The following is a 25913-nucleotide window of genomic DNA, read 5'->3' on the forward strand; positions in this document are numbered from 1 at the left end:
ATCGCAACCCGGCTTTCAACCCTTCTTGATTGGAGAACTGATATGGCTAAGCTTCGTCAAATCGCCTTCTATGGCAAAGGTGGCATCGGCAAGTCCACCACTTCGCAGAACACACTGGCCGCCCTTGCGGAAATGGGCCAGAAGATCCTGATCGTGGGCTGCGACCCCAAGGCCGACTCGACCCGCCTGATCCTGCATGCCAAGGCGCAGGACACCATCCTCTCGCTGGCTGCGGAAGCGGGCTCGGTGGAGGATCTGGAGCTCGAAGATGTCATGAAGATCGGCTATCGCGACATCCGCTGCGTCGAGTCCGGCGGCCCCGAGCCAGGCGTTGGCTGCGCTGGCCGCGGTGTGATCACCTCGATCAACTTCCTGGAAGAAAACGGCGCTTATGACGGCGTGGACTATGTGTCCTACGACGTGCTGGGTGACGTGGTGTGCGGCGGCTTCGCCATGCCCATCCGCGAAAACAAGGCGCAGGAAATCTACATCGTCATGTCAGGCGAAATGATGGCCATGTACGCGGCCAACAACATTTCAAAGGGCATTCTGAAGTACGCCAACAGTGGCGGCGTGCGCCTGGGCGGCCTGGTCTGCAACGAGCGCCAGACCGACAAGGAACTGGAGCTGGCTGACTCGCTGGCCAAGATGCTGGGCAGCCGCCTGATCCACTTCGTGCCGCGCGACAACATCGTGCAGCACGCAGAACTGCGCCGCATGACCGTGCTGGAGTACGCGCCCGACTCCAAGCAAGCCCAGGAATACCGCACCCTGGCTCAGAAGGTCCACGGCAACGCCGGCAACGGCACCATCCCCACGCCCATCACGATGGACCAGCTTGAAGACTTGCTGATGGAGCACGGGATCATGAAAGCCATCGACGAATCGGAAGTCGGAAAGACTGCCGCCGAACTCGCCGCCTGATCGTCTCAAGGACCGCATTCGGCGTGCTTGCAGGCGGGCCGGGTGCGGAGCAAGAGAGCCATCTACCATCCACTGGAGTGTTCCCATGACCGCCACCGTTGAAGAGCGCAAGGCCGCCAACAAGGCCCTGATCGATGAAGTGCTGAAGGCCTATCCCGAGAAGATGGCCAAGCGCCGCGCCAAGCACCTGAGCACGTACGAAGAGGGCAAGCCCGATTGCGGCGTGAAGTCCAACATCAAGTCCCTGCCGGGCGTGATGACGATCCGCGGCTGCGCCTATGCCGGTTCCAAGGGCGTGGTCTGGGGCCCCATCAAGGACATGATCCATGTCTCCCACGGCCCCGTGGGATGCGGCCAGTACAGCTGGGCCGCCCGCCGCAACTACTACATCGGCATGACCGGCGTGGACACCTTCGTGACGATGCAGTTCACCTCCGACTTCCAGGAGAAGGACATCGTCTTTGGTGGCGACAAGAAGCTCGACAAGATCATTGACGAGATCCAGGAACTGTTCCCGCTGAACAAGGGGATCTCGATCCAGTCGGAGTGCCCCATCGGCCTGATCGGCGACGACATCGAGGCCGTCTCCAAGAAGAAGAGTGCGCAGTACGATGGCAAGACCATCGTGCCCGTGCGCTGCGAGGGTTTCCGTGGGGTGAGCCAGTCGCTGGGCCACCACCTGGCCAACGACGCGATCCGCGACTGGGTGTTCGACAAGACCGACCCGAACAAGCGCCCTGACTTCGTCTCCACCCCGCACGACGTGGCCATCATCGGCGACTACAACATCGGTGGCGACGCTTGGTCCAGCCGCATCCTGCTCGAAGAGATGGGGCTGCGCGTGATCGCCCAGTGGTCAGGCGACGGTTCCATTGCCGAGCTGGAAAACACGCCCAAGGCCAAGCTCAACGTGCTGCACTGCTACCGCTCGATGAACTACATCAGCCGGCACATGGAGGAGAAGTACGGCATTCCATGGTGCGAGTACAACTTCTTCGGTCCGACCCAGATCGAGAAGAGCCTGCGCGAAATCGCCAGCCACTTCGACGACAAGATCAAGGCCAACGCCGAAGCCGTGATCGAAAAGTACAAACCGCTGATGCAGGCCGTGATCGACAAATACAAGCCGCGGCTGCAGGGCAAGAAGGTGATGCTCTACGTGGGCGGCCTGCGTCCCCGCCATGTGATCGGTGCCTACGAAGACCTGGGAATGGAAGTGGTCGGCACGGGCTACGAGTTTGGCCACAACGACGACTACCAGCGCACCACGCACTACATCAAGGACAGCACGCTGATCTATGACGACGTGACCGGCTACGAGTTCGAGCACTTCGTCGACAAGATCAAGCCCGACCTGATCGGCTCCGGCATCAAGGAAAAGTATGTGTTCCAGAAGATGGGTGTGCCGTTCCGCCAGATGCACAGCTGGGACTACAGCGGCCCCTACCACGGCTACGACGGCTTCGCCATCTTCGCCCGTGACATGGACATGGCCATCAGCAGTCCGATCTGGGGCCTGACCAAGGCACCCTGGAAGAACTGATCCATCCCGACATTCCCAAGGAGTACGCCATGCCCCAATCCGCCGACAAGATCCTCGACCACGAGCTGCTGTTCCGTGAGCCCGAGTACCAGGAACTGTTCAAGAACAAGAAGGAACAGTTCGAATACAACCACAGCGATGAAAAAATCGGCCAGGTCATTGAATGGACGAAGACCGAGGACTACAAGCAGAAGAACTTCGCGCGCGATTCGCTCACTGTGAACCCGGCGAAGGCCTGCCAGCCGCTGGGCGCGGTGTATGTGGCCAACGGCTTTGCCAAGACGCTGAGCTTCGTGCACGGCTCGCAAGGCTGTGTGGCCTATTACCGCTCGCACTTCTCGCGGCACTTCAAGGAACCGACCAGTTGTGTCAGCTCGTCCATGACGGAAGACGCCGCCGTGTTCGGAGGCTTGAACAACATGATCGACGGCCTGGCCAACGCCTACAACCTGTACAAGCCCGACATGATTGCCGTCTCCACGACCTGCATGGCCGAGGTGATCGGTGACGACCTGGATGCGTTCATCAAGAACAGCAAGCAAAAGGGCAGCGTGCCGGACGAGTTCGACGTACCGTTCGCGCACACCCCGGCGTTCGTCGGCAGCCACATCACCGGCTATGACAACGCGCTGCTGGGCATTCTCAAGCACTTCTGGGACGGCAAGGCCAACACCGCGCCGGCCCTGGAGCGCAAGCCCGACGACAGCATCAACTTCATTGCGGGCTTTGACGGCTATGTCGTCGGCAACATGAAGGAAATCCGGCGCATCTTCGATCTGTTCGGCGTGCAGGTGAACGTCCTTTGCGACCCGTCGGGCAACTGGAACACGCCCACCGACGGCCAGTTCCGCATGTACGAAGGCGGCACGACGAAGGAAGAAGTGATCGCAGCGCTCAACGCGAAAGCGACCATCGTGTTCCAGGAGTATTGCTGCGAGAAGACCAGCAAGTACATTGCCGAGAAGGGACAGGAAGTCGTGGTGCTCAACGCCCCTGTGGGCGTGGCCGGCACGGACCAGTTCCTGATGGCCATTTCCCGCCTCACGGGCAAGCCGATTCCGGCCGAGCTGGAGAAGGAGCGGGGGCAACTGGTTGACGCCATGGCCGACAGCCAGGCGCACCTGCATGGCAAGCGCTATGCCCTGTACGGCGATCCAGACCAGATGCTGGGCTACACCCAGTTCCTTCTGGAGCTGGGGGCTGAGCCGGCCCACGTGTTGGCGACCAATGGCACGGAGGCCTGGGCCGAGAAGATGCAAAAGCTGTTCGACAGCTCGCCCTACGGCGCCGGCTGCAAGGCCTACCCCAAGCGCGACCTGTGGCACATGCGTTCGTTGCTGTTCACAGAGCCGGTGGACTTCCTGATCGGCAACACCTACGGCAAGTACCTGGAGCGCGACACCAGCACGCCATTGGTTCGCATGGTGTTCCCGATTTTTGACCGCCACCACTACCACCGTTTCCCCACCTGGGGGTACGAGGGCGGCATGCGCGTGCTGGTCAACTTGCTGGACGAGTTCTTCGAGACCCTGGACGCGAACACCATCGTTCCGGGCAAGACCGACTACTCGTACGACATCATCCGTTGATCGCGCCTTCCTGCCGCAGCGCCGCACGTTTCGTCCCCAAGCAGGCGATGCGTGCGGCCCGGCGGCGCCGGTTCCGCAACGCCTCGGATGCGGAAGCCGGCCGCTCCCACCTTTTTTGTGAGGCTCTTATGGCCAATGTGACTTTCAGTTCTCCACGCATGAAGAAGGACCTCACGGTCTATGCGGTGGCGGGCGATACGCGGACTTTGCTGGCGGTGGCGAAGGCGAACAACGTCCCGCTGGACTTCGAGTGCGAGAACGGAGAGTGCGGGTCCTGCCAACTCAAGGTCACCGTGCTCAGCGACAAGGCGCCGATCGGTGTGGCGCTGACAGAGAAAGAGAAGACCGTGCTGCGTTTCGCGGGCAAGATCACTGCGCAGCAGATCGAAGACGCCGAGACGAAGGACCTGCCGCCGCCGTGGCGCCTGGCGTGCCAGTTCGTGGTGCGCAGCGAAGACATTCTGGTGGAGTTCTGAGATGAAGGCCCCACCCGCTGGCGCTGCGCTTTCTACCCCGCATGGCGGGCCGGACGGTTCGGGCGCAGCACCTGGGCGTAGTGGGGCCCCGGTGTCTGTCAAGACCACGCTGGACGGCCGGCCGGTCGAAGTGATCGATGGCTGGGTGTGCCTGGGAGGGCGCAAGGAGGCTGACACCCTGGTGCCGTTGACGGAACACCCCAACCGCCAAGCGATCCTGGCGGTGGCGCCTGGCGCGACGCATATGGCGGGGCGCCTGCCGTTGACGCACGAAGAAGCGGCCATCGCGCACGGCGCGATGTCGCTGGAGCAGCGCGTGATCGACACCAGCCCAAGGGCTATCGCGCAGCGGCTGCGTCGCGCGATGTGGGCCAAGGCCGTGGCCGAGGGCGTTGAGTGATCGGGCCGGCATGATCTACATCGTCGAATGCCCCCCCAAGGGTGAACCGCACGCCTGGTTCGCCTACCACCTGGCGGACCTGTCGCACAAGATCGCGGCCGCAGACGCTTGCGAGCCCTGGGAGCTGTTCGACGAAGTGACGCCGCGTGCGTTGCTGGGCGGGCTGGGCCATGAAGAGGCCAGCGCCGCTGCGCGCGCCGCGGCTCCGGCCGTCTGCGCACTGGGTGACCGGTTCGGCTGGGACGCCACGCTCTACCGGGCCGACCACGTGCTGGGGCGCGGCGTGCTCAGCCCGGATCCCGTGGACGAGCGGGCCGCGCTGCTGGCGGCGCTGGCCGCGCGGCCGGGTGAGCGGCGGGTCTACTGGTCCGACAGGGAGGCCGTGCTGGCAACCGAAGGCGCCGACACCTGGCTCGGTGATGCCACGCGCTGGCGCGCCCGCCATGCCTTGCTCCAGCAATTGCTGGCGCTCGAAGTGGTGGCCGACAACTTCTGAAGGAGCCTCCATGCTGCATCGCATGCAGTGCGACATTGTGCGGAGCGCGGGCGAGACCATCCTGCGCTTGCTGGCGGAGATGCAGGATGAGGATGAGCTCTTCGCGAGCGGCGCCACGCTCCATGCGGTTGAAGCGCAGTTGCTGGTGATGTCGCAGACCCTGGCGCACTTTTCGCCCGCGCTGCGCCAGCGGCTCCACCGGATCGACTGGCAGAGTTGGGGCCAACTGCACCAGCTACTGGAGTCGGGCGGACAGCCGCGCCGGGAAGCCGTCTGGTACGGCGTGCGGGCGTTGGTGCCGGCCACGCTGGAACTGGTGGCCGAACTGCGCAAGCGCGAGCCGCATTGGTTCGAAATCGATTACTGAAGAAGAAAGCACACCATGGACTCGGTCGAAGAATTCCTCGCCCACGCCATCCAGATCGAACAGGAAGCGGTATTGCGCTTTGGGCAGCTGGCGGACGCCATGTTCGCGCAGGGCAACAAAGAAGTCGGGCGCCTCTTTCGGCAGTTGGCCCATTATTCGCAACTGCATTTGGCCGACGCGCGGGAGCGTTCCGGCTATCGCCAGTTGTCCACATTGGCATCGGACGAGTTTCGCTGGCCTGACATTGAAAGCCCCGAGGCAGCCGCGATTTGGGCCGCAGATCCGATGCTCGGGCGTGAGCAGGCGCTGGAGATTGCCCTGGCCGCAGAGCAGGCCGGGCTGAGCTACTACAGCGACATCATGCGCAGCACGGCCGATCCCGAGATCCGCGCATTCGCCAAGGAGTTCTCAGAGGAAGAGGCGCAGCACGTGGCCGAGCTGCAGCGCTGGATCGCATTGCACCGCGCCGGCAAGCCGCTGCCGACGGACGCCTGAGTTGCCGACGTCTGTCGCAAATCGACCGTCGCGATTGCTTCAAAACCGCCATTGGCAGTCCGCGATGCGCCGAAAACACTGCCAAATGCCCTGGCATCAAACCTGCAGAGGGCATGCATCCCAATGACAGGAGTTCGCCATGTCGGTATCGCTAAAAGCCAAGATCGCCGAAGTGTTCGAAGAGCCTGGCTGCGACATCAACCAGGGCAAGAGCGAGAAGGAGCGCAAGAAGGGCTGCACCAAACAGCTCTCGCCCGGCGCCGCAGCAGGTGGGTGCGCCTTTGACGGCGCCAAGATTGCGCTGCAGCCCGTGGCCGACGTGGCGCACCTGGTGCACGGCCCCATTGCTTGCGAAGGCAACAGCTGGGACAACCGGCACAGCGCCTCTTCGCATTCGCAGATCTACCGCACCGGCTTCACGACCGACATCAATGAACTCGATGTGATTTATGGCGGCGAGAAGCGGCTGTTCAAGTCGATCCGCGAGATCATCGAGAAGTACGACCCGCCGGCGGTTTTCGTCTACCAGACCTGCGTGACCGCGCTGACGGGCGACGACATCGAGGCCGTGTGCCAGCGCGCAACGGAGAAGTTCGGCAAGCCGGTGATTCCGGTCAACGCGCCCGGTTTTGCCGGCCCCAAGAACCTGGGCAACAAGCTCGGCGCGGAAGCCATTCTGGACTACGTGATTGGCACCGTGGAGCCAGAGATCACGACGCCGTACGACATCAACATCATCGGCGAATACAACCTGGTCGGAGAGCTTTGGCAGGTCAAGCCGCTGCTGGATGCGCTGGGCATTCGCATCCTTTCGTGCATCAGCGGTGACGGCAAGTACAACGAGATCGCTTCGGCCCACCGCGCAAAGGCCAACATGATGGTCTGCAGCAAGTCGATGATCAACATCGCGACCAAGATGCAGCAGCGCTACGGCATCCCGTATTTCGAGGGGTCTTTCTACGGCATCAGCGACATGAGCGACACATTGCGCCAAATCGCGCAGTTGCTGGTGCAGCAGGGCGCCGATGCAGAACTGATGGCCCGCACGGAGCGGCTGATCGAAATTGAGGAAGCGCGGGCCTACAAGCGCATTGCCGAATACAAGCTGCGCCTGGCCGGCAAACGCGTGCTGCTGATCACCGGCGGGGTGAAGTCCTGGTCGGTGGTGGCGGCGCTGCAGGAAGGCGGCATGGAAATCGTCGGCACCAGTGTCAAGAAGAGCACCAAGGAAGACAAGGAAAAGCTCAAGGAGATCATGGGCGAAGGCGCTGACGCCCACATGATCGACGACATGACGCCGCGCGAGATGTACGCCATGCTGCGCGACGCGCGCGCCGACATCATGCTCAGCGGCGGCCGCTCGCAGTTCGTGGCGCTGAAGGCGCGCATGCCCTGGCTGGATATCAACCAGGAACGTTACTACGCCTACGCCGGCTACGAAGGCATGGTCGAGCTGGTGCACCAGATCGACCGCACCCTGTCCAACCCCGTCTGGCAGCGGGTGCGCATCGCCGCACCGTGGGGAGACGATGGAGAAACCTTGGGGGCCCTTGTGCCCACAACCCCGCCGGTCCCCGCAACGGCCATCGACCCACTGGCCTGCGTCGCAGCACGCGCCATGGGCCTGGAGCCTGAAGAAATCCCGGTCTGAGCGGAGAACACCATGGCTACTGTCGTCGAATCCAAAAAGGCCTGCGCGGTCAACCCGTTGAAGATGAGCCAGCCACTGGGCGCAAGCTTGGCGTTTCTCGGGCTGGACAGCTGCATGCCCGTGATGCACGGGGCGCAGGGTTGCACGTCCTTCGGCCTGGTGCTGCTGGTGCGGCATTTCAAGGAAGCGATTCCGCTGCAAACCACGGCGATGAATGAGGTCACCACCATCCTCGGCGGCTACGAGAACATCGAGGCGGCACTGCTGAACATCCGCAAGCGCGCGGCACCCCGGCTGATCGCGATCTGCTCGACAGGGCTCACCGAAACCAAGGGCGACGACGTGGTCGGGTTCCTGAATCTGGCGCGGCAAAGGCACCCCGAACTGGCAGACACCGAGATCATCTATGTGTCCACGCCCGACTATGTGGGGGCTTTCGAGGACGGTTTCAAACATGCCGTCAAGGGAATCGTGCAGTCCCTGGTGCGGCCGTTGCCGCCGGTGCGCGAGCAGGTCACGCTGCTGCCGGGCAGCCACCTTTCGCCGGGCGACATTGACGAGTTGCGCGAGATCATTGAGGCGTTTGGGCTGACGCCCGTCGTGCTGCCCGATATCTCGGGGTCGCTGGACGGTCACATTCCGCCCGACTGGCGCGGAACCACGCTGGGGGGCACCTCGCTCGACCAGATCCGCGCTGCCGGCGCCTCGTCCTGGACCATCGGCGTGGGGGAGCAGACCCGTGAGGGCGCCGAGGCATTGCGGGAGATCAGCGGTGCGCCCGTCGAGGTCTTCGAGCGCCTGACGGGCATCGAGGCCAATGACCGATTCCTCATGCGCCTGTCACAGCACAGCGGCCGGCCTGTTCCCGCCAAGTACCGTCGCCAGCGCAGCCAACTGCTGGACGCCATGCTCGACGGCCATTTCTACACCGGCGGCATGACCGTGGCCATTGGCTCCGAGCCGGACCTGCTGCTGGCCGTGGGCGCATTGCTGCACGAGATGGGCGCTGAATTGCGCTGCTGCGTCAGCACCACGCAGTCCGCCTCGCATGCGCTGCTCCCGGCGCAGACGGTGCTGCTGGGCGACCTGGAAGACCTGGAGCAGGGCGCCCGGGAGTGCGACCTGATCGTCACTCACGCCCATGGCCGCCAAGCGGCCGAGCGCTTGGGAAAGCCGCTGCTGCGCATGGGCTTTCCGGTCTTCGACCGTGTGGGTAATGCGCACCGTGTGCAGGTGGGCTACCGCGGCACGATGAATCTGATTTTCGAGATCGCCAACCTGATGATTGAGCGCATCCCGCACCACCACGCAAACGATTGGCCGCTGACGCCCGAGGCGCGCCGTGCGGCCATGGCGCCCCGCGGCAGCGCTGCCAGCACCCCATTCACCAACCCGCTGGCCGCCGCCAGCGCCTGACTCAGGAGTCCCCTATGAAGATCGCCTTCGCCACCCAGGACAAGGAGAGCGTGAACGCGCACTTTGGCTGGGCCAAACACATCCTGGTTTACGAAATTTCCCCGGAGGGCTACAGCCTTGTGCGGAGCTTCGACTTTGGCGACAAGCTGCAGGAAGACGGGGACGAGGACAAGCTTGCGCCGAAGCTGGAGGCCATCCAGGACTGCGCCATCCTGTACGTTGCGGCCATCGGCGGGTCCGGCGCCGCGCGCGTGGTGGCGTCCAGGATCCATCCGATCAAGGTGCCGCAGCCGGAAGCCATCGCCGAGATCCTGCAGAAGCTGCAGGCCGTGATCAAGGGAACGCCGCCCCCATGGTTGCGCAAGGCGCTGCAAAAGGATGCCGTCCCTTCGTTTGACTTTGAAGACGATGAGGTGGCCCATGGCTGAAGCTGCCACCCTGGAAACGGCTGCCGTCGGCGACGAGGCCACGCTGGCCACGCCGTTCATCCAGCAACTCATCAAGCAGATGCGTGCTCAGGATACCCACGGTACCTGGGAGAACAAGAGCGACCTTCAACTGCTTAAACCGTTCATCCATACGGCCGAAGAGCGGCGCGCCATTCCGATCATGGGCGATCCTGATCCTGAGACGCTGTGGCACCTGGAGATTTTTTACAACGCCATCGCGGTGGCGATCGAACGTGAAACTGGTCAGATGGTTTCACCCATGATGAAGATGAGCCATGAGGGATTCGGCCGCATGGTGCTCATCGCGGGTCGTCTGGTGGTCGTCAACAAGCAGTTGCGCGACGTGCACCGGTTTGGCTTTCCGTCACTGGCCAAGCTGGCCGAGGCTGGCGGAAAGTTCCTGAGTGAAGCCGTGGCCATGATCCGCACCTACCCCGAGGTTGCGCAGTACGGAGCCTGACCATGAGTGAAACCGCTGACGAACTCAAAGTGCGCCTGAAGAAGCTCAACGCCCAGGCCACGCAGGCCAAGATGGACCTGCATGACCTGTCCGAAGATCTGCCCACCCATTGGGAGAACATTCTGTCGGTGGCGCAGCGCTGCCACGACGCCCACGCCGCGTTGATGGAAGCTCGCAAAGCGGCGGCGGCTTCCTCGGTAAACGGAGCCTCGCAATGAGCGCCTTTTCCGTCACCCTGCCCAGCGGCGCGACCTGGACGCCAACCTTCGTCGCTTCGTTGAACGAAGAGAAGTGCATTGGCTGCGGCCGCTGCTTCAAGGTGTGCCCGCGCGGCGTGCTGGAGCTGGTGGGCCTGAACGACGAGGGCGAGCGCGTCACCGTGGACCTCGAAGGGGACGACGACGATGAATACGAAAAAAAGGTCATGACGATCGCGCACCAGGAACTTTGCATTGGCTGCACGGCGTGCTCGCGCATCTGCCCCAAGAAGTGCTATACGCACGCGCCGGCGGACGCTTGAGGAGCAGGCCATGCCGTCATCCACCTCTCCCTGTCTCGACTGGTCTGCCCTTGCGGCGCGCATGCGTGCCCGCACCGACGAGATTGACAGCCTGATGGCACTGCTGATTGGGCATGCGGATTTCTCGGCAGGGTCCAAGGCAGAGGTCTACCACGCGGCATGGCTGGTTGCTTGCGCGAGTCTGGGCGACGGGCATTTGTGGCAGGACATGGGGCTACCTTCCCGGAATGCGCTCAGCGCGTTCATTCAGCACTGGTTTCCTGCCTTGTCGGCGCTCAATGCGAACAACATGAAGTGGAAGAAGTTCTTCTACCGGCAGCTGTGCCTGCAAGAGGACATTCTCATCTGCCGCTCGCCAAGTTGTGCGGACTGCGGGGATCACGAAAACTGCTTTGGCCCCGAGGAACCGATGAGACCGCACAGTGATGCGGCGGGGAAAACGGGCTTGAATCCCCCCGGGGTTTCGCGGAGGTCGATTGGTTTCAGTCAGGTCGCCACCCCGGCCGTCTGACGGGCGTGTTCCTAGACGTACCTGTTTCGTGAAAGGTCCCTGTGTCAACGCTGGGTAGGATGGGGCACGGACAAGAAAAAAGGGCTCCCGGTGGGAGCCCTTTTGTTTCTGCGAGTGCGGGCAAGGCCCGCAACCGCAGCAATTACATGCTGAATTCGCCCGAAGGGATCTTGCCGGTGCGCAGGGCTTCGGCAGCCTGGGCGCGCACGGCAGCGCGGTCGGCCGTGCTCTTGTAGGTCACCACGCGGGAGCCTGCGGGCTCTTGGCTGCGGGTGGCAGCCACCGTGGCGGCTTCGGAAGCCACTTCAGCGCGGGTGCGGTTGGTCTGGAACTGCGTGGCGAATTGCGAAGCGTCGGCTTCGTCAGCCTGGGCGCCGAAGGAAGCGAAAGCAGTCAGGGCGGCCAGGGAGAGGATACGTGCGGTCTTGTTCATGATGGATTCCTAGTTAAGCGTCTCAGAAAAGCCGGTGCAAGAACCATTCTTGAACCGGGTTCGGTGAGTCGCCTTGCGGGTTCGGCTCATCGATGGGATGAACTGTACGCCGAGGGGGTTCAGGGAAAAACCATCCAGTCGCAAACTAACTGTTCCAGTATTGGAAACAATATTCGCCGTGCTGAAGACGAGGGGGCACAGCGGTTCCACTGGCTTATGCCGCCACGCCGAAGAGCGCCCCGACGCCGGCGGTGAGGGCCATGGCGAGCGCGCCCCAGAACGTCACGCGGGCGGCCGACACCAGCAGCGGGGACCCGCCAGCGCGTGCGGCCACCAGCCCCAGCAGCGCCAGGAAGAAGAGCGAACTGCCGGCCACGGCCTCCATGATCGCGGAGGCGGGCGCCAGGAGCACGACGGCCAGCGGCAGCAGCGCGCCCGCGGCAAACATCCCGGCCGAGGCGAAAGCGGCCTGCACGGGCTTGGCCGCCAGGGTTTCCGAAATGCCCAGTTCGTCCCGTGCGTGCGCGCCCAGGGCGTCGCGGGCCATCAGCTGGGTGGCCACTTGCGAAGCCAGGCTTTCGTCCAGCCCGCGCTGCATGTAGATGGCCGTGAGTTCCGCATGCTCCTGGCCCGGGTTGTCGGCCAGCTCGGTCTTTTCGCGGGCCAGGTCGGCGTTTTCGGTGTCTGCCTGCGAACTGACAGACACGTATTCCCCCGCGGCCATGGACATCGCTCCCGCGACCAGGCTGGCCACGCCGGCGATCAGAATGGCCTGCGTGCTGGCCTTGGTGGCCGCCACGCCCAGCACCAGGCTGGCCGTGGAAACGATGCCGTCGTTGGCGCCCAGCACGGCGGCCCGCAGCCAGCCCGTGCGGTGGGTCTTGTGTCTTTCGCTATGCCTCATGGGTATCCCAGGTTGATGATGGGGGGCATGTTGCCCCATGCGGGCTGAACAGGCCCTGAATACGCCGTTCAGCATACGTTCAGAGTGCCTGGGGAACAATGCAGTGCATCAGGAAGATCCGGTGCGCCTGCGCTGCGAGCCTGTTTTTTTGGAGCCTGCCATGAAATGCCCCCCCTGTCTGCGCGATGGCCTGGTGGTCCTGTCGATGGGCCTGGCCGCCGTGCCCGCCTCGGCCAAGGACGACTGCGACGCGCCCGTGAGCCGGTGGCAGACGCGCGAAGCCCTGCGGCAGTGGGCTGCCGCGCAAGGCTGGCAGATCCAGCGGCTGAAGATTGATGACGGTTGCTATGAGATCCGCGGCACGGATGCCGAAGGGCAGCCGTTCAAAGCCAAGATTGAGCCCGAAACCCTGAAGGTGCTGAAGCTCAAGCACGGCGACCACCTGCGCGAGCGGACCCACCGCCGCGCGGACGACGGCCCGGCGCCACAGGCCGGGCCGTCACCCGAAGAGCCGCGTGGCGGCGCGGATGCCCAGCCCCGCCCGGCGCAATAGACGGGCAATCCAATCCACGAACAACGAACGAACACGCAAAAGGAGTTCCGCGATGTCCAAAAAGACCCCCCTGTTGACCCTGCTGGCCGCCGCATGCGGCGTGGCATTTCCCGCCCTGGCCCAGAGCCGCACCGTGACGCTGACAGCGCAGCTCAAGAACTACGGCGGCGACGGCGCCTACCTCGCGGCCTACATCACCGACGCCAAGGGCACCTATGTGCGCACGCTGTGGGTGGCTGGTGGCAAGGCCAAGTACTACAAGCATCTGTCGGACTGGAACCGCCTCTCGGCGGGCGACGCCAAGCGCCTGAGCGGCGTCACCGGTGCCAGCGTGGGGGAGGGGCGCACCCTCAAGGTCACGGCCGAGCTGGCGGATGCACTGCTGGACGCTGGCTACGAGATCCGCCTGGATGCTGCGGTGGAAGACATGCGGGACAGCCCGGCCGAAGTTCGCATCCCCTTGTCCAAGGCCAGCGCGGGCAAGCCGTACGCGGGCAAGCAGTACATCCAGTCGGCCACGGTGCAACTGCAGTAACGGGCACCCATGGTCTGGAAAGCAATCCACCGCTGGCTGGGGCTCACGGTCGGTGCCGTGGCGGTGCTGCTGGGCATCACCGGCGCGCTGCTGGCGATGGACCCGGTGTCCCAGGCGTGGTCCGCAGCGCCTGCGGCGGCGGACCTGTCCGTGGCTGCGCTGGTCGAGCGCGTCACGCGCACCGTGCCGGGCGCGGAGGAAATTCGCCGGCTGCCTTCGGGGGCCATCGTCGTGTTCGGCTTTGCCGGCGACCAGCCGCAGGCGTCCACCGTGGACCCTGCGGACGGCCGGGTGCTGGGGGCCTGGCAGCCGTCCGTGCTGCCGCGCTGGGTGAAGGTGCTGCACCGGTCGCTGCTGCTGGGGGATGCCGGGCGCTGGGGCGCGGCGGGCACTGCCGCCGCCATGGCCTTGCTGTGCGCGTCCGCCCTGGTGCTGCTGGTGCGGCGCATGGGCGGCTGGAAGCGGCTGGCCGCCCGCGTCCGCGGCACGCTGGCCCAGCGCATCCACGTGGTGGCCGGCCGCGTGGTGGTCGCGGTGCTGTTCCTGACTTCGCTCACGGCGCTGACCATGAGCGCCTCCACCCTGGGCGGGGTGACGCTGGACAGCAGGGCCGAGCCCGAGGTGGTTTCCCAGATCCCTGGCGGCACGGGCACGCCCGCCAACGGCCTGGCCGCGCTGGAAGGCCTGGCGGTGCAGGACTTGCGCACGCTGGGTTTTCCCGCCAGCGCTGATCCGGAAGACACCTGGAAAGTGACCATGGCCCAGGGCCGGGGGTGGGTGGACCGCTACTCCGGCCAGATGCTGGCCTGGCAGGACGCCACCTTTGCGCAGCGCGTGGACCACCTGGCCCGGGTGCTGCACACGGGCGAAGCCACCTGGCCCTGGGCGGTGGTGCTCGGGCTGGCCGGCGCCTGCGTGCTGGTGTTCTGGCTGTCGGGCGTGGTCATCTGGTGGCAGGCGCGCCAGCAGGCGCCGCGCATCACGGGCAACACGCCGCTGGCGCAGGCCGATGTGCTGCTTTTCGTTGCGAGCGAAGGCGGCAGCACCTGGGGTTTCGCCCAGACCTTGCTGGATGCGCTGCGCCAGCGCGGCCACCGCGTGCATGCCAGCGGGCTGGAGAACTTCTGCACCACCGCCGCCACGCGGCAGGTGTTTGTGCTGGCCGCAACCTATGGCGAAGGCCAGGCGCCTGCGCACGCCAGCCATGCGCTGGACCGCATTGCCGCGCTCCCGCCCGCTGGCGTGCCGGTAACTGTGCTGGGCTTTGGCGACCGGCAGTTCCCGGCGTTTTGCGCCTTCGCCCAGGCGCTGGACCAGGCGTTGCGCGCACGCGGCTGGCCGTCGCTGCTGCCGCTGGAGTGCATCCACCAGCAGTCGGGCCAGCAGTTTGCCCGCTGGGGCGCGGCCCTGGGGCAGGCGCTGGGCGAGCCGCTGGTGCTGGAGCATGTGCCGCGCCTGCCGCCCACGGTAGCGCTGGCGCTGGTGGCGCGGCAGGACTATGCCGGGGCGGCCCCGGACAAGGGCACGGCCATCCTGCGCTTTGCAGTGCCGGCCGGGGGCGGCCTGGGCCGGTTCGCGGCCGGCGATCTGGTGGGCATCGTGCCGCCGGGCTCGGCCGTGCCGCGCTACTACTCGCTGGCTTCGGGGGCGGAAGATGGGTTTCTGGAAATCTGCGTGCGCCAGATGCCCGGCGGGCTGTGTTCCACCCACCTGCTGGGCTTGCAGGTGGGCGGCAGCATCACGGCCTTTGTGCGGCGCAACCCGGGCTTTGCATTGCCGCGGTCGCGGCGGCCGGTGCTGCTGGTGGGCGCGGGCACCGGGGTGGCGCCGCTGGCCGGCTTCATCCGCCGCAACGAGCGCCGGCGGCCCATGCACCTGTTTTTTGGCGGGCGCGACCCGGCGCGGGACTTCTACTTCGGCCCCGAAATCCAGCGCTGGCTGGCCGAAGGCCGCCTGACCAGCTTGCAGACCGTCTTCTCCCGCGTGCCCGAGGGCGGCGGCTATGTGCAGGACGCCCTGCGCCGGGACGCCGAGCGGGTGCGCGGCTTGGTGGCAGAAGGCGCCGTCGTGCGCGTGTGCGGCAGCCGGGCCATGGCGCAAGGGGTGGCCGAGGCGCTGGACGCCGTTCTGGCGCCGCTGCAACTGAGCGTGGCCATACTCAAGGCGCAAGAACGCTATGCCGAAGACATCTTCTGATCCGTCCACGCCCGTACCGCGTGCCGTCCTGCACGGGCCGACCATGGGCACGCGCTGGTCCGCCACCCTCGAAGGGGTGGGCCCGCAAGACCTGCCCGGCCTGCGCCTGGCGCTTGCCGCGGCAGTGGACCGGGTGGACGCGCAGATGTCGCCCTGGAAGCCGGACAGCGACCTGGTGCGGCTGAACCGCGCGCCGGTGGGGGCCTGGGTGGACCTGCCCGGTGAAATGCTGGAGGTCCTGGACTGCGCGCTCAACGTCCAGCGCGAAAGCGGGGGCGCCTTCGACCCCAGTGCCGGGAGCCTGGTGAATGCCTGGGGCTTTGGCGCAGAGCGCGACGCGCCTGACGCACAGGCGATCCGCGCGGCACGCGAGGTGGCCGCCGTGCCGGGCGCACCTGCGGGCCTGGAGGTGGAGCGAAGCGCCGGCCGGGCGCGCAAGCTGGGGCCTGTGCAGGTGGACCTGTGCGGCATTGCCAAGGGCTACGCTGTGGACTGCATGGCCGAGGTGCTGCGCCGCCATGGCGTGGAGCACGCGCTGGCCGCGCTGGACGGCGAGTTGCGCGCGGTGGGCGGGCAGGCCAGCGGTGCGCCTTGGGCGGTGGCGCTGGAGCGGCCCGAGACTGGACTCCGCGCCGTGCAGGGCGTGGTCGAGCTGGAAGACCTGGCCGTGGCCACGTCGGGCGACTACCGCCGCTACCTGGACGTGGGTGGTGTGCGTGTCGCCCACACCATGGACGTGCGCCGCGGCGCCCCGGTGAACAATGCCGTGGCCTCCGTGACCGTGCTGGCGTCCACCTGCATGCTTGCGGACGCCTGGGCGACGGCGCTGCTGGTCGGGGGCGCGGACGAGGGCCTGGCCATGGCCCAGCGCATGGGGCTGGACGCGCTGTTCCTGGTGCGCCGCCCGCACGGCCTGGTGCAGGTGGGGCTGGGCCGCTTCGCCCACTGACCCGGCAGGGCCGGGAGGGCTGCGGCCCGTGCCGGTGGCAGGGGTATACCGCCGCGCCGGAGCGCATGTGCCCGGCTGCGGCCCTACACTGGCGGCCCGCCCCGCATCCCTGCCGTCCACTGCCATGCAGCCAACGCCCAGCCTGCCCCAGCGCTTTCAGATGTCCTCGCGCGACTACGTGGGGCGCGACAAGGCCGATGCCCTGCGCGAGCTGTTTGGCCGTGCGCTGATGCGCGTGGACCTGTGGCCCTGCGACGGTGCCGTGCCGCTGGACTTTGCGGTGACCTTGGCACCGCTGGGCGCCGGCGCCGCCTATGCCCACAGCGAGCACACGCCCGCGCATTTCGCGCACCAGCCCGCCCGCGCGGGCGACGGTGCGGACGACCTCTTGCTCACCACCACCCAGCACGGCTGCGCCATCCGGACACCGCGCGGCGAACTGGAGATACCGGCTGGCGGCTTTGTTCTGCATTCCAAGGCGCGTGCCCACGAATTCGTCCACCTCTGGGGTGGCAGGACGGCCAGCCTGCAACTGCCCCGCGGCGCCCTGGCGCAGCGGGTGCCCGGGCTGGCGGAGGCGCCCCTGCTGGCGCTGCCCCCGGGCCGGCCCGAGCCCGCGCTGGCGCTGGGCTACGCCCGGCTGGTGGCCGAAGGCCCGCAGCTTGGCGCACCCCTGCTGGACGCCGCCCGCTCGCACCTGCAGGAGCTGGTGGCCAGCCTGCTGCGGCCCGTGCCGGCGGGGGCGCACAGCCCTGGGCACGACGCCGTGGACCTGCCGCGCCTGGCGCTCATCCAGCGCGACATCCTCGCCCGCATCACGCAGCCCGAGCTGACCCTGGCCTTGATTGCGCGGGCGCACCACATCACGCCGCGCCAGGTGCAGCGCCTGTTTGCCCGCGAAGGGAGCTGCTTTTCGGACTACGTGCGGGACGCGCGGCTGGAGCGCGCCCGTACCGCGCTGGCCGACCCGGCGCAGCGCCACCGCCGCGTGCTGGCCATCGCGCTCGAGAACGGGTTTGACGATTTTTCCGCCTTCAGCCGGGCTTTCCGGCGGCGCTTTGGAAGAACGCCCAGCGAAGTGCGTGCGTCTGCCGGGTAGGGGGAGCCGGCGCAGGGCTGGTCGCATTCGGCACAGCGATTGTCGCTGGCGGCCATGACGCGACGCGGCGGTTTTTCAAGAATCGCCGCACCATGCCATTTCCTCCCACTCCTCCTCCTCTCCCTCTTTCTCTTTCTGGCAGCGCCTTCGGGCCTGCCTTGTCGTGCCAGCGCTGCCGCCCGCGCCCGCCACGCCAGTGCCCACGCTCGGCCCCTGGGCGCAGTCGCTGCTGGCCCTGGCGGCAGGCGCGCTCGGGTGGCGCTCCGCGCGCCGCAGGGTGGTTTAAGCACCAAATTGCCTGATTCGCGACCTACCTCAGACGCTTTCTCTTCCCCACCCGTTCGGGCTGAGCCTGTCGAAGCCCTGCACATGCGCTGCAAGCCCTGGCTTCGACGGGCTCAGCCCGAACGGATGGAGTGGTATCTGAAACAAGTAACTAATCACGCTAAATTGGCCTCTAGCGATTTATCAGCAAGCGCAAGCAGCTATCAATTAAATAGCATTTTCGAACCAAGGGCGGCCGCCTATGCCGTGGGCGGCGCCGCCACTTTTCCTTTCGCCACGCTTGACCCGGGAAGCTTCATGCCACACCTGCGCAACCGCTGCGGCGCCTTGGCCGCTGTCCTTCTGGCCGGTGCCGCCGCCAGCTTTGGGAGCGGGGCCGCCGCCGCGCCCTACGCCACCACGTACACGGGGACGATCTCGACCTCCGACTTCCCAGAAATCCACAGCGGCCAGACCTATACCGTCACCTTCGTGTTCGACAACGGCGGCACCTCGGCCGCCGGCCAGGTGTGGACCGCCGCGCACCTGGCCTGCACCATCTGGCGGATGAACGAGGCGCGGAATGTGGGGTTCGTGCAGGACCTGGTCCTCTCGCCGGCTTCGGCGGTCGCGGGCAGCGCCACCACCGACGGCGCCGGCGTGCTGACGGGCATGTACTCCGAGATCACGGGCGACCCGGTCGGCGCGTCGTTCAGCAGCAGTGGCGTCACGCACACCATGCCGGCCCACTGGTTCGCCAACAGTGTCAACGGCGTGTTTGCGGATGCATCGCAGAACCGCAGCGTCAACGATGCCTCGGGCGGGGTGCAGATGCTGCAGCTGACCCGCTGGAGCCCGCCCCAGCCGTATGCAGGGCCTTGCACGGCGGCGGTGCTGGCGCCGGGCGCCACGCCGGTGCCCACGCTGGGCGGCGTGTCGGCGGCGCTGCTGTCGGTGGTGCTGGCGGGCCTGGGCGCGGTGCGGCGGCGCAGGGGGTGAACCGCCCTGCGGCCGCTGGCCGGGCGGGTGCGCTCACTCGTCGATGGAGGCGCTCCAGCGCGTGCCCCAGTGGCCGCCCGTATTGCTGCCCTTGTTGCTGACCTTGTCGATTGCGCGCCGGTCGCGCTTGGTGGGGCGGCCTTCGTGCAGCGCGGCGGCCGGCTCGGGCGCCAGGCGCCGCTGCTCCGCCGCCTGCTCGCGGGCGGCGATGCTGTCGGGTGTTTCCGCGTACAGCTGCTGGGCGACGGGGGCGGGGCCGCGCGCGCCGCTCAGCCCCTGGACCACCACCGTGCGCGGCACGGTGCCCTGGCGCAGGGCCACCGTGTCGCCGCAGCGCAGGTCGCGCGCGGGCTTGGCCAGCTGGCCGTTGACGGTGACCCGGCCGCGGGCGATCTCTTCTGCAGCAAGGCTGCGTGTCTTGTAAAAGCGGGCGCACCACAGCCATTTGTCCAGGCGCATGGTCTCCAGCGTGTTGGGATTCATGCCGCAGATTGTGCCGCGTGGGCGCCGTCGGCGCTGTCAGCCGATGGCGCGGCCAGGGGCAGGCGCACCACCGCGTCCAGCCCCGTGACCCGGCCGCCGGCCGTGCGGTTGGCCAGGGCAATGGTGCCGCCCAGGGCCTGCACGATCTCGTGGCAGATGGCCAGCCCCAGGCCGCTGCCGGTGCGCACGTCGCCGGCCGAGAAGGGCTGGAACAGCCGCGACGCCAACTCGTCGTCGATGCCCGGGCCGTGGTCGCTGATGGTCAGCGCCAGGTGGTGCGTGTCGGTGCGCAGATCCACGGTGAGTTCGCTGCCTTGCGGGGCGTGGCGCACCGCGTTGTGCAGCAGGTTGCGGCTGAGTTCCCGCAACATCCATTCGTGTGCCCGCACCTGGGCGGGCTCGGTGTGGATGCCGAAGTCCAGGTCGCGCTGCGCGACCAGGGGCGAAATCTCCAGCGCCACGGCGCGCAGGATCTCGTCGAGCCGGGCCGCCGGCGGGGTGCTTTGCTGGCGCAGCTGTTCCACCTTGGCCAGCGCCAGCATCTGGTTGGCCAGCTGGGTGGCGCGGTCCACCGTGTCGCTGATCTCGTGCAGGGCCTGCGCGGGCTCCACATCCCCTCGCAGGGCGGACTGCACCTGCGTCTTGAGCACGGCCAGCGGGGTGCGCAGCTGGTGCGACGCGTCGCGCACGAACCGCTTCTGGTGCCGCAGCAGGTGCCGCAGGCGCTGCATGACTTCGTTGGTGGCGTCGATCAGCGGCTGCAGCTCGCGCGGTGTGGACGGCGCGGCGATGGGGCTCAGGTCGCCCTCCTTGCGCCCCTGCAGTTGCAGGCTCAGCTGCCGCACGGGGTGGATGGCCCGCTGCACGACCACGGCCACGGTGAGCGCAATCACCGCAATCAGCGCCGCCTGGCGCAGCAGCGTGTTGCGCAGGATCTGCAGGGCCAGCGTCTCGCGCACCTCCAGCGTTTCGGCCACCTGGATCACGGCCATCGCCCGCCCCGTGGGGCTGGCCACGGGCTGCAGCAGCACGGCCACCCGCACGTCCCGGTCGCGAAAGCGCTCGTCATAAAAGTCCACCAGCGCCGCGTAGGGGGGGCGCATGGGAATCTGCCCGTGCCAGAAGGGCAGGTCCGCGAAGCCGGACACCAGCTCGCCCTGCAGGCTGGAGACGCGGTAGAACATCTGGCTCTGGTTGTCCGCCTCGAAGGCCTCCAGGGCGGAGTACGGCACGGTGGCGCGCAGCTGCGCGGCGTCGTCGTAGCCTTGCACGTCCAGTTGCTCGCTGATGCTCTTGGCGGACGCCAGCAGCGTGCGGTCGTACGCGGTGTTCAGGGATGCCAGGGTCTGCCGGTACAGGCTGAAGGTGTTGAACCCGATGAACAGCGCCACCGGCAGCAGGATGCCCAGCAGCAGCCGGCGGCGCAGCGAAGGGTGGCGCGGGGAGGGCGCTGGGCCGGTCATGCGTCCGCCCGCAGCAGGTAGCCCAGCCCGCGCAGCGTCATCAGCGTGAGGCCGGTGCCGGCCAGCTTCTTGCGCAGGCGGTAGACCACCACCTCGATGGCTTCGTACTGCACATCCAGCTGGCCGGGGAACACCAGTTCGTACAGCCGTTCCTTGCTGACGGCGTGGCCGGGCTGGGCGAGCAGGGCGTGCATGAGCGCCAGCTCGCGCGGCGTGAGTTCCATGACCTCCCCGTGCAGGTAGAGCGCGCCGCTGTCCTTGTCGTAGCGGATGGCGCCGATCTGCACGGTGCTGGGCGCCGCGGGCGCGCCCGCGGCCGGGTCGGCGCTGCGCCGCACCAGCGCGCGAAGGCGGGCCTCCAGCTCGTCCAGGTCGAACGGCTTGGGCAGGTAGTCGTCCGCGCCCGCGTTCAGCCCCAGGACCCGGTCGCCCACGGTGCCCCGTGCCGTAAGGATCAGCACGGGCGTGCGCAGGCCCCGGGTGCGGGCCTGCTGCAGCACCTGCAGCCCGTCCAGGCTGGGCAGGGTGAGGTCCAGCACCACGGCGTCCGGCTGCAGGTCGGCCCACTGGGCCAGGGCCACGCGGCCGTCGCCGACCGCCGTCACGTCCATGCCCCGGCGCGACAGCGCGCGGTGCAGCGTGGCCTGCATGGTGGGGTCGTCTTCTACGAGGAGCAATTGCATGCGCGGGACCTTAGCACCGTCTCGGCGGGCCGCTGGCATGGGTGTTTTCCCTGAGTCCAAGGACAGCCGATTGACAGGCAGGGCGCGCATTATCGACAGGTTCGCAAACCCCAAGGAGACACTATGCGTCGCGACATGTTTCTGAAATCCCTGGCCGCCATGGCTGCCGCCGGCGTGCTGCCGGTGTCGGCCCAGTCGGCCCACGCTCTGAAGATGATGATTCCCGCCAACCCGGGCGGCGGCTGGGACACCACGGGCCGCGCGCTGGGCAAGGCCATGCAGGAAGCGGGCGTCGCCTCGTCGGTGTCCTACGACAACAAGGGGGGCGCGGCCGGCGCCATCGGGCTGGCCCAGTTCGTGAACGCCAGCAAGGGCGATCCCAATGCCCTGATGGTGATGGGCGCCGTCATGCTGGGCGGCATCATCACCGGCAAGCCGCCCGTGGGCCTGGACAAGGTCACGCCCCTGGCGCGCCTGACCAGCGAGTACAACGTGTTCGTGCTGCCCGCCAATTCGCCCTTCAAGACCATGAAGGACGTGATCGACCAGCTCAAGAAGGACCCCGGCAGCGTGAAGTGGGGCGGCGGCTCGCGCGGCTCCACCGAGCACATCGCGGCCGCGATGATCGCCCGTGAAGTCGGCGTGGACCCGGCCAAGATCAACTACGTGGCGTTCCGTGGGGGCGGCGAGGCCACCGCGGCCATTCTGGGCGGCAACGTCACGGTGGGCGGCAGCGGCTATAGCGAGTTTGCCGAGTACATCGCTGCCGGCAAGATGCGCGCGGTGGGCGTCACCTCCGGATCGCGCCTGAAAGGCGTCAACGTGCCCACGCTCAAGGAGCAGGGCATCAACGTGGAAATCGGCAACTGGCGCGGCGTGTATGGCGCGCCCGGCATCTCTGGCGAGCAGCGCAAGGCGCTGATCGACGCGCTGGCCAAGACCTTCAAGCACAAGGCCTGGCAGGACGCCATGGAAAAGAACGGCTGGACGCCCGCCTGGATGGCCGGGGACGAGTTTGCCAATTTCGTGGACGCCGAATTCGCCAGCATGCGCGCCACGATGGCCAAGTCCGGAATGATCTGACCGCCGCGTAGAGCGGCAGCCGCTGCGCCCTTCCCCGGAAGGGCGCGGCCTGCCGCGCGCCGGTGCGTGCGAAGGAAAAACCATGACACAACAACTACAACACTCATCACGCTCCAAGCCGCTGCAGACGCTGGTCGGGCTGGGGCTGGTGGTGCTTTCGCTGCTGCTGGCCTGGGGCGCCAGCTCGGTCAGTTCCGAGGCAGGCTACGGCGGCGTGGGCCCCAACTTCTTGCCGTGGGTGGTCAGCATTGCGGTGCTGGTGTGCGGCGTGCTCTGCGTGGTGCAGGCCCTGACCGGCGGATTCCGCGACCTGGAAGAAGGCTCGGGGGACCCGCGCGCCCACTGGAAGGGCTTTGTCTGGGTGTCCGCCGGGCTGCTGCTCAACGCGCTGCTCATCACCACCGCCGGCTTCATCCTGAGCTGCGCCCTGTGCTTCGTGCTGGCGGTGCGCGGCTTCAAGAGTTCCGAGGGCGAGCTGGACCTGCGCCTACAGGCCTGGATCAAGGACTCTGCCATCGGCATCGCGGTGGCCGCGCCGGTGTACTGGATGTTCACGCAATTGCTGGCGATCAATCTGCCAGGTTTGACCAACACGGGGTGGCTGTAACCATGGAAACATTGAACCTCCTGATTCAGGGTTTCATCACCGCTGCAACCCCGATCAACCTGCTGTGGGCCTTTGTGGGCTGCATGATCGGCACCGCCGTGGGCGTGCTGCCGGGCATCGGCCCCGCCGTGGCGGTGGCGATGCTGCTGCCCATCACCGTGAAGGTGGAAGCCACCGCGTCGATGATCTTCTTCGGCGGCATCTACTACGGCGCCATGTACGGTGGCTCGACCACCTCCATCCTGCTGAACACGCCGGGCGAGGCCGGGTCCATGGTCACGGCCATGGAGGGCAACAAGATGGCCAAGAACGGCCGCGCCGGCGCGGCGCTGGCCACGGCCGCCATCGGCTCGTTCGTAGCCGGGACCATTGCCACCGTGCTCGTCACCTTCTTTGCGCCGCTGGTGGCCGAGTACGCCGTGCGCCTGGGGCCGCCCGAGTATTTCCTGCTGATGGTGCTGGCCTTCACCACGGTGAGCGCGGTGCTGGGCAAGAGCACGCTGCGCGGCATGGTGGCGCTGTTCGTGGGGCTGGCCATGGGCCTGGTCGGCATCGACCAGATCACCGGACAGGCCCGCTACACCGGCGGCGTGCCCGAGCTGATGGACGGCATCGAGGTGGTGCTGATCGCCGTGGGCCTGTTTGCGGTGGGCGAGGCCTTGTACAACGTGATGTACGAAGGCCGCGTGGACGAAACGCAGAACCGCCTGACCAGCACGCACATGACCAAGGAGGAGTGGAAGCGCTCCTGGCCCGCATGGCTGCGCGCCACGGCCATCGGCTTCCCCTTCGGCACCGTGCCCGCCGGCGGCAGCGAGATCCCGACCTTCCTGAGCTATGCTGCCGAGAAGAAGCTCAGCAAGCACAAGGAAGAGTTCGGCACCACCGGCGCCATCGAAGGCGTGGCCGGCCCCGAGGCCGCCAACAACGCGGCCATCACGGCCACGCTGATTCCGCTGCTCACGCTGGGCATCCCCACGTCCAACACCACGGCCATCCTGCTGGGGGCTTTCCAGAACTACGGCATCCAGCCCGGCCCGCAGCTGTTCGACACCAACGGCGCGCTGGTGTGGGCGCTCATTGCGTCGATGTACATCGGCAACGTGATGCTGCTGATCCTGAACCTGCCGCTGGTGGGCCTGTGGGTGAAGCTGCTGAACATTCCCAAGTCGTACCTGTACGCCGGCATCCTGGTGTTCTCCACGCTCGGCGTGTACGGCATGCGCCAGAGCGCCTTCGACCTGGTGCTGCTGTACGGAATCGGCCTGCTGGGCGTGGTGATGCGGCGCTTTGACTTCCCGTCCGCGCCCGTCGTGGTGGGCATGATCCTGGGGCCCCTGGCCGAGGCGCAGATGCGCAACGCGGTGGCGATCGGCGAGGGCAGCTGGGGCATCTTCCTGCAGCGCCCGGGCTCGGTGACGCTGATCGTCATCATCCTGGCGGTGCTGGTCGTGCCGCGCCTGCTGCGCCACTGGGCGGCACGAAAGCTCGCGCTGGCGCAGGCTTGAAAGGCCTGCAACAAAAAAAACCGCGCCAGCCGGCGCGGTTTTTTCCTTTTCGGGGCTGGGCTGGCTGCAAGGTCTCCCCACCAGGCAGGCATTTGCAGCAAACCCACGGCGGCCATCGTACCATAGAATGCGAATGGTTCGTATTTGCAAGGATCGCCATGCCATCCCTTTCCGAGGAATTTGTGGTGCTCAGCCGCCAGCTGGGCCAGGCGCAGCGGCGCTGCAGCGACATCCTGGCCGCGCAGGCGGCCCAGATGGAGCGGCTGCAGGCCGAGGTGGTGCGCCTGCGCGCGGCGGTGGTGGTGCGCGACACCCGCCTGGCCATGGCGCACGAAGCCCTGGCCCGGTTGCGCGCCGAGGCGCCGTCTGCCGTGCGGCGCCAGTCGCTGGTGCGCCACATCGGCATGCTGGCAGACCGCATCGCCGTGCTGACCCGCGAATGCCTGCGCTGGCGGCTGGCCGCGCAGCAGCCCACCCACCGGGCCGGCAACGGGGGCGCCGCGACTGCGGTGCAAGCGCCGCAAGATCCGCAAGAGGGCACCGCGCTGCTTTCGCCGCAGGCACCGCTGGCGCACAGCCGCCCCGCAGTCCACATCACCTGGGCCGCCGCAGACCTGGTCATCTGCCAGACCGGCTGCATCAGCCACGACGACTACTGGCGCGTGCAGGACCACTGCCGGCGCACCGGCAAGGCCTGTCTGCTGGTGGACCAGAGCCTGGCGGCGCGGCAGGCCGATGTGCTGGCCAGCTTGGCGCCCGCGCTGGCTGCCCGTGCGGCGGGTGGGAAGGATTCTGAGAAAAAACGGGGCGTAGCCCTTGATGGATAAGCGCAAGCAGCTATAAAAATAATAGCTTCT

The 25913-nt window shown here is 66.9% G+C and carries 31 protein-coding genes; 26 read left to right on the forward strand and 5 right to left on the reverse strand.

Annotation, left to right across the window (positions count from 1 at the left end; all coding sequences use genetic code 11):
- The first annotated feature begins 42 nt into the window (after window positions 1-42).
- The 15 genes from nifH (at window position 43) to ACOYR3_RS09080 (ending at window position 11297) form a co-directional block, all read left to right on the forward strand.
- Window positions 43-924 carry a nitrogenase iron protein gene (nifH, locus tag ACOYR3_RS09010; RefSeq protein WP_422846106.1) on the forward strand — a complete coding sequence of 294 codons (882 nt, stop codon included), beginning with the start codon at window positions 43-45 and terminating at the stop codon, window positions 922-924.
- A gap of 85 nt (window positions 925-1009) precedes the next feature.
- On the forward strand, window positions 1010-2467 hold the full coding sequence (nifD, locus tag ACOYR3_RS09015) for a nitrogenase molybdenum-iron protein alpha chain (RefSeq protein WP_422846107.1): 1458 nt from the start codon (window positions 1010-1012) through the stop codon (window positions 2465-2467).
- Between the two features lie 29 nt (window positions 2468-2496).
- A complete protein-coding gene (gene nifK, locus ACOYR3_RS09020) occupies window positions 2497-4056 on the forward strand; it encodes a nitrogenase molybdenum-iron protein subunit beta (protein WP_422846108.1) in 1560 nt (519 codons plus the stop codon).
- On the forward strand, window positions 4053-4532 hold the full coding sequence (locus tag ACOYR3_RS09025) for a 2Fe-2S iron-sulfur cluster-binding protein (RefSeq protein ID WP_422846109.1): 480 nt from the start codon (window positions 4053-4055) through the stop codon (window positions 4530-4532). Before nifK ends, ACOYR3_RS09025 begins: the two co-directional genes overlap by 4 nt.
- A gap of 91 nt (window positions 4533-4623) precedes the next feature.
- Window positions 4624-4932 (forward strand): hypothetical protein, encoded by a 309-nt coding sequence (locus ACOYR3_RS09030; protein WP_422846110.1) that lies wholly within the window; start codon window positions 4624-4626, stop codon window positions 4930-4932.
- A gap of 10 nt (window positions 4933-4942) precedes the next feature.
- Window positions 4943-5428, forward strand: coding sequence for a hypothetical protein (locus tag ACOYR3_RS09035; RefSeq protein WP_422846111.1), 486 nt, complete (start codon window positions 4943-4945; stop codon window positions 5426-5428).
- A 10-nt stretch (window positions 5429-5438) separates the two neighbouring features.
- Window positions 5439-5795, forward strand: coding sequence for a hypothetical protein (locus ACOYR3_RS09040; RefSeq protein WP_422846112.1), 357 nt, complete (start codon window positions 5439-5441; stop codon window positions 5793-5795).
- 15 nt (window positions 5796-5810) lie between these two features.
- On the forward strand, window positions 5811-6290 hold the full coding sequence (locus ACOYR3_RS09045; protein WP_422846113.1) for a ferritin-like domain-containing protein: 480 nt from the start codon (window positions 5811-5813) through the stop codon (window positions 6288-6290).
- Window positions 6291-6429: 139 nt separating this feature from the next.
- A complete protein-coding gene (nifE, locus tag ACOYR3_RS09050) occupies window positions 6430-7941 on the forward strand; it encodes a nitrogenase iron-molybdenum cofactor biosynthesis protein NifE (protein WP_422846114.1) in 1512 nt (503 codons plus the stop codon).
- Window positions 7942-7953: 12 nt separating this feature from the next.
- A complete protein-coding gene (gene nifN, locus ACOYR3_RS09055; protein WP_422846115.1) occupies window positions 7954-9357 on the forward strand; it encodes a nitrogenase iron-molybdenum cofactor biosynthesis protein NifN in 1404 nt (467 codons plus the stop codon).
- Between the two features lie 14 nt (window positions 9358-9371).
- Window positions 9372-9785 (forward strand): nitrogen fixation protein NifX, encoded by a 414-nt coding sequence (nifX, locus tag ACOYR3_RS09060; RefSeq protein ID WP_422846116.1) that lies wholly within the window; start codon window positions 9372-9374, stop codon window positions 9783-9785.
- On the forward strand, window positions 9778-10266 hold the full coding sequence (locus tag ACOYR3_RS09065; RefSeq protein ID WP_422846117.1) for a NifX-associated nitrogen fixation protein: 489 nt from the start codon (window positions 9778-9780) through the stop codon (window positions 10264-10266). Before nifX ends, ACOYR3_RS09065 begins: the two co-directional genes overlap by 8 nt.
- Before the next feature lie 2 nt (window positions 10267-10268).
- Window positions 10269-10484, forward strand: coding sequence for a CCE_0567 family metalloprotein (locus ACOYR3_RS09070; protein ID WP_422846118.1), 216 nt, complete (start codon window positions 10269-10271; stop codon window positions 10482-10484).
- Window positions 10481-10786, forward strand: a complete 306-nt coding sequence (fdxB, locus tag ACOYR3_RS09075; RefSeq protein WP_422846119.1) for a ferredoxin III, nif-specific — start codon at window positions 10481-10483, stop codon at window positions 10784-10786. Before ACOYR3_RS09070 ends, fdxB begins: the two co-directional genes overlap by 4 nt.
- Before the next feature lie 10 nt (window positions 10787-10796).
- Entirely contained in the window at window positions 10797-11297 is a 501-nt protein-coding gene (locus ACOYR3_RS09080; RefSeq protein WP_422846120.1) for a nitrogen fixation protein NifQ, read from the forward strand.
- A 142-nt stretch (window positions 11298-11439) separates the two neighbouring features.
- On the opposite strand, the gene ACOYR3_RS09085 is transcribed toward ACOYR3_RS09080, so the two are convergent.
- On the reverse strand, window positions 11440-11730 hold the full coding sequence (locus ACOYR3_RS09085; RefSeq protein WP_422846121.1) for a DUF4148 domain-containing protein: 291 nt from the start codon (window positions 11728-11730) through the stop codon (window positions 11440-11442).
- Between the two features lie 214 nt (window positions 11731-11944).
- A complete protein-coding gene (locus ACOYR3_RS09090) occupies window positions 11945-12634 on the reverse strand; it encodes a VIT1/CCC1 transporter family protein (RefSeq protein ID WP_422846122.1) in 690 nt (229 codons plus the stop codon).
- 160 nt (window positions 12635-12794) lie between these two features.
- Between ACOYR3_RS09090 and ACOYR3_RS09095 the strand changes: the two genes are divergently transcribed.
- The 7 genes from ACOYR3_RS09095 to ACOYR3_RS09125 all read left to right on the forward strand — a co-directional run bounded on the left by ACOYR3_RS09095 (window position 12795) and on the right by ACOYR3_RS09125 (window position 19229).
- Window positions 12795-13187, forward strand: a complete 393-nt coding sequence (locus ACOYR3_RS09095; protein ID WP_422846123.1) for a PepSY domain-containing protein — start codon at window positions 12795-12797, stop codon at window positions 13185-13187.
- A 52-nt stretch (window positions 13188-13239) separates the two neighbouring features.
- A complete protein-coding gene (locus ACOYR3_RS09100) occupies window positions 13240-13722 on the forward strand; it encodes a DUF2271 domain-containing protein (protein WP_422846124.1) in 483 nt (160 codons plus the stop codon).
- 9 nt (window positions 13723-13731) lie between these two features.
- The gene (locus ACOYR3_RS09105; protein ID WP_422846125.1) at window positions 13732-15918 is read left to right on the forward strand and encodes a PepSY domain-containing protein; all 2187 of its coding nucleotides are present in this window, start codon (window positions 13732-13734) and stop codon (window positions 15916-15918) included.
- Window positions 15899-16867: an FAD:protein FMN transferase gene (locus ACOYR3_RS09110; protein WP_422846126.1), complete on the forward strand. Its 969-nt coding sequence runs from the start codon at window positions 15899-15901 to the stop codon at window positions 16865-16867. The genes ACOYR3_RS09105 and ACOYR3_RS09110 overlap by 20 nt, the downstream gene beginning before the upstream one ends.
- A 124-nt stretch (window positions 16868-16991) precedes the next feature.
- Window positions 16992-17966: a helix-turn-helix domain-containing protein gene (locus ACOYR3_RS09115; RefSeq protein WP_422846127.1), complete on the forward strand. Its 975-nt coding sequence runs from the start codon at window positions 16992-16994 to the stop codon at window positions 17964-17966.
- Between the two features lie 196 nt (window positions 17967-18162).
- Window positions 18163-18252, forward strand: coding sequence for an IPTL-CTERM sorting domain-containing protein (locus ACOYR3_RS09120; protein WP_422846556.1), 90 nt, complete (start codon window positions 18163-18165; stop codon window positions 18250-18252).
- A 296-nt stretch (window positions 18253-18548) separates the two neighbouring features.
- Window positions 18549-19229 (forward strand): hypothetical protein, encoded by a 681-nt coding sequence (locus tag ACOYR3_RS09125; protein WP_422846128.1) that lies wholly within the window; start codon window positions 18549-18551, stop codon window positions 19227-19229.
- A gap of 33 nt (window positions 19230-19262) precedes the next feature.
- Here ACOYR3_RS09125 and ACOYR3_RS09130 read toward each other — a convergent pair whose 3' ends face one another.
- From ACOYR3_RS09130 to ACOYR3_RS09140, 3 genes are read right to left on the reverse strand one after another with little or no spacing between them, the layout of a single operon-like run.
- Window positions 19263-19712 carry an RNA-binding S4 domain-containing protein gene (locus ACOYR3_RS09130; RefSeq protein ID WP_422846129.1) on the reverse strand — a complete coding sequence of 150 codons (450 nt, stop codon included), beginning with the start codon at window positions 19710-19712 and terminating at the stop codon, window positions 19263-19265.
- On the reverse strand, window positions 19709-21175 hold the full coding sequence (locus ACOYR3_RS09135; RefSeq protein ID WP_422846130.1) for a sensor histidine kinase: 1467 nt from the start codon (window positions 21173-21175) through the stop codon (window positions 19709-19711). The genes ACOYR3_RS09130 and ACOYR3_RS09135 overlap by 4 nt, the downstream gene beginning before the upstream one ends.
- Entirely contained in the window at window positions 21172-21897 is a 726-nt protein-coding gene (locus ACOYR3_RS09140; protein WP_422846131.1) for a response regulator, read from the reverse strand. Before ACOYR3_RS09140 ends, ACOYR3_RS09135 begins: the two co-directional genes overlap by 4 nt.
- Before the next feature lie 84 nt (window positions 21898-21981).
- Between ACOYR3_RS09140 and ACOYR3_RS09145 the strand changes: the two genes are divergently transcribed.
- The 4 genes from ACOYR3_RS09145 to ACOYR3_RS09160 all read left to right on the forward strand — a co-directional run bounded on the left by ACOYR3_RS09145 (window position 21982) and on the right by ACOYR3_RS09160 (window position 25883).
- On the forward strand, window positions 21982-22941 hold the full coding sequence (locus tag ACOYR3_RS09145) for a Bug family tripartite tricarboxylate transporter substrate binding protein (RefSeq protein ID WP_422846132.1): 960 nt from the start codon (window positions 21982-21984) through the stop codon (window positions 22939-22941).
- A gap of 82 nt (window positions 22942-23023) precedes the next feature.
- Window positions 23024-23548 (forward strand): tripartite tricarboxylate transporter TctB family protein, encoded by a 525-nt coding sequence (locus ACOYR3_RS09150; protein ID WP_422846133.1) that lies wholly within the window; start codon window positions 23024-23026, stop codon window positions 23546-23548.
- Between the two features lie 2 nt (window positions 23549-23550).
- Complete coding sequence (locus ACOYR3_RS09155; protein WP_422846134.1) at window positions 23551-25056, forward strand: tripartite tricarboxylate transporter permease; 1506 nt, start codon at window positions 23551-23553, stop codon at window positions 25054-25056.
- 158 nt (window positions 25057-25214) lie between these two features.
- Window positions 25215-25883 (forward strand): DUF2325 domain-containing protein, encoded by a 669-nt coding sequence (locus ACOYR3_RS09160; RefSeq protein WP_422846135.1) that lies wholly within the window; start codon window positions 25215-25217, stop codon window positions 25881-25883.
- The last annotated feature ends 30 nt before the right edge of the window (window positions 25884-25913 follow it).

The organism is Acidovorax sp. M2(2025) (assembly GCF_049330835.1).
Lineage (GTDB): Bacteria > Pseudomonadota > Gammaproteobacteria > Burkholderiales > Burkholderiaceae_C > Acidovorax.

Excerpts from the sequence above, each read along its gene's own strand:
- ACOYR3_RS09080 (WP_422846120.1), top strand. The coding sequence starts at position 10,797 with ATGCCGTCATCCACCTCTCCCTGTCTCGACTGGTCTGCCCTTGCGGCG.
- ACOYR3_RS09140 (WP_422846131.1), bottom strand. The coding sequence starts at position 21,897 with ATGCCAGCGGCCCGCCGAGACGGTGCTAAGGTCCCGCGCATGCAATTG.
- ACOYR3_RS09105 (WP_422846125.1), top strand. The coding sequence starts at position 13,732 with ATGGTCTGGAAAGCAATCCACCGCTGGCTGGGGCTCACGGTCGGTGCC.
- ACOYR3_RS09090 (WP_422846122.1), bottom strand. The coding sequence starts at position 12,634 with ATGAGGCATAGCGAAAGACACAAGACCCACCGCACGGGCTGGCTGCGG.
- nifE (WP_422846114.1), top strand. The coding sequence starts at position 6,430 with ATGTCGGTATCGCTAAAAGCCAAGATCGCCGAAGTGTTCGAAGAGCCT.
- ACOYR3_RS09155 (WP_422846134.1), top strand. The coding sequence starts at position 23,551 with ATGGAAACATTGAACCTCCTGATTCAGGGTTTCATCACCGCTGCAACC.
- nifD (WP_422846107.1), top strand. The coding sequence starts at position 1,010 with ATGACCGCCACCGTTGAAGAGCGCAAGGCCGCCAACAAGGCCCTGATC.
- ACOYR3_RS09115 (WP_422846127.1), top strand. The coding sequence starts at position 16,992 with ATGCAGCCAACGCCCAGCCTGCCCCAGCGCTTTCAGATGTCCTCGCGC.
- ACOYR3_RS09160 (WP_422846135.1), top strand. The coding sequence starts at position 25,215 with ATGCCATCCCTTTCCGAGGAATTTGTGGTGCTCAGCCGCCAGCTGGGC.
- ACOYR3_RS09095 (WP_422846123.1), top strand. The coding sequence starts at position 12,795 with ATGAAATGCCCCCCCTGTCTGCGCGATGGCCTGGTGGTCCTGTCGATG.
- ACOYR3_RS09150 (WP_422846133.1), top strand. The coding sequence starts at position 23,024 with ATGACACAACAACTACAACACTCATCACGCTCCAAGCCGCTGCAGACG.
- ACOYR3_RS09085 (WP_422846121.1), bottom strand. The coding sequence starts at position 11,730 with ATGAACAAGACCGCACGTATCCTCTCCCTGGCCGCCCTGACTGCTTTC.
- ACOYR3_RS09110 (WP_422846126.1), top strand. The coding sequence starts at position 15,899 with ATGCCGAAGACATCTTCTGATCCGTCCACGCCCGTACCGCGTGCCGTC.
- nifN (WP_422846115.1), top strand. The coding sequence starts at position 7,954 with ATGGCTACTGTCGTCGAATCCAAAAAGGCCTGCGCGGTCAACCCGTTG.
- ACOYR3_RS09045 (WP_422846113.1), top strand. The coding sequence starts at position 5,811 with ATGGACTCGGTCGAAGAATTCCTCGCCCACGCCATCCAGATCGAACAG.
- ACOYR3_RS09040 (WP_422846112.1), top strand. The coding sequence starts at position 5,439 with ATGCTGCATCGCATGCAGTGCGACATTGTGCGGAGCGCGGGCGAGACC.
- fdxB (WP_422846119.1), top strand. The coding sequence starts at position 10,481 with ATGAGCGCCTTTTCCGTCACCCTGCCCAGCGGCGCGACCTGGACGCCA.
- nifK (WP_422846108.1), top strand. The coding sequence starts at position 2,497 with ATGCCCCAATCCGCCGACAAGATCCTCGACCACGAGCTGCTGTTCCGT.
- nifX (WP_422846116.1), top strand. The coding sequence starts at position 9,372 with ATGAAGATCGCCTTCGCCACCCAGGACAAGGAGAGCGTGAACGCGCAC.
- nifH (WP_422846106.1), top strand. The coding sequence starts at position 43 with ATGGCTAAGCTTCGTCAAATCGCCTTCTATGGCAAAGGTGGCATCGGC.
- ACOYR3_RS09135 (WP_422846130.1), bottom strand. The coding sequence starts at position 21,175 with ATGACCGGCCCAGCGCCCTCCCCGCGCCACCCTTCGCTGCGCCGCCGG.
- ACOYR3_RS09130 (WP_422846129.1), bottom strand. The coding sequence starts at position 19,712 with ATGAATCCCAACACGCTGGAGACCATGCGCCTGGACAAATGGCTGTGG.
- ACOYR3_RS09145 (WP_422846132.1), top strand. The coding sequence starts at position 21,982 with ATGCGTCGCGACATGTTTCTGAAATCCCTGGCCGCCATGGCTGCCGCC.
- ACOYR3_RS09125 (WP_422846128.1), top strand. The coding sequence starts at position 18,549 with ATGCCACACCTGCGCAACCGCTGCGGCGCCTTGGCCGCTGTCCTTCTG.
- ACOYR3_RS09100 (WP_422846124.1), top strand. The coding sequence starts at position 13,240 with ATGTCCAAAAAGACCCCCCTGTTGACCCTGCTGGCCGCCGCATGCGGC.
- ACOYR3_RS09035 (WP_422846111.1), top strand. The coding sequence starts at position 4,943 with ATGATCTACATCGTCGAATGCCCCCCCAAGGGTGAACCGCACGCCTGG.
- ACOYR3_RS09070 (WP_422846118.1), top strand. The coding sequence starts at position 10,269 with ATGAGTGAAACCGCTGACGAACTCAAAGTGCGCCTGAAGAAGCTCAAC.
- ACOYR3_RS09065 (WP_422846117.1), top strand. The coding sequence starts at position 9,778 with ATGGCTGAAGCTGCCACCCTGGAAACGGCTGCCGTCGGCGACGAGGCC.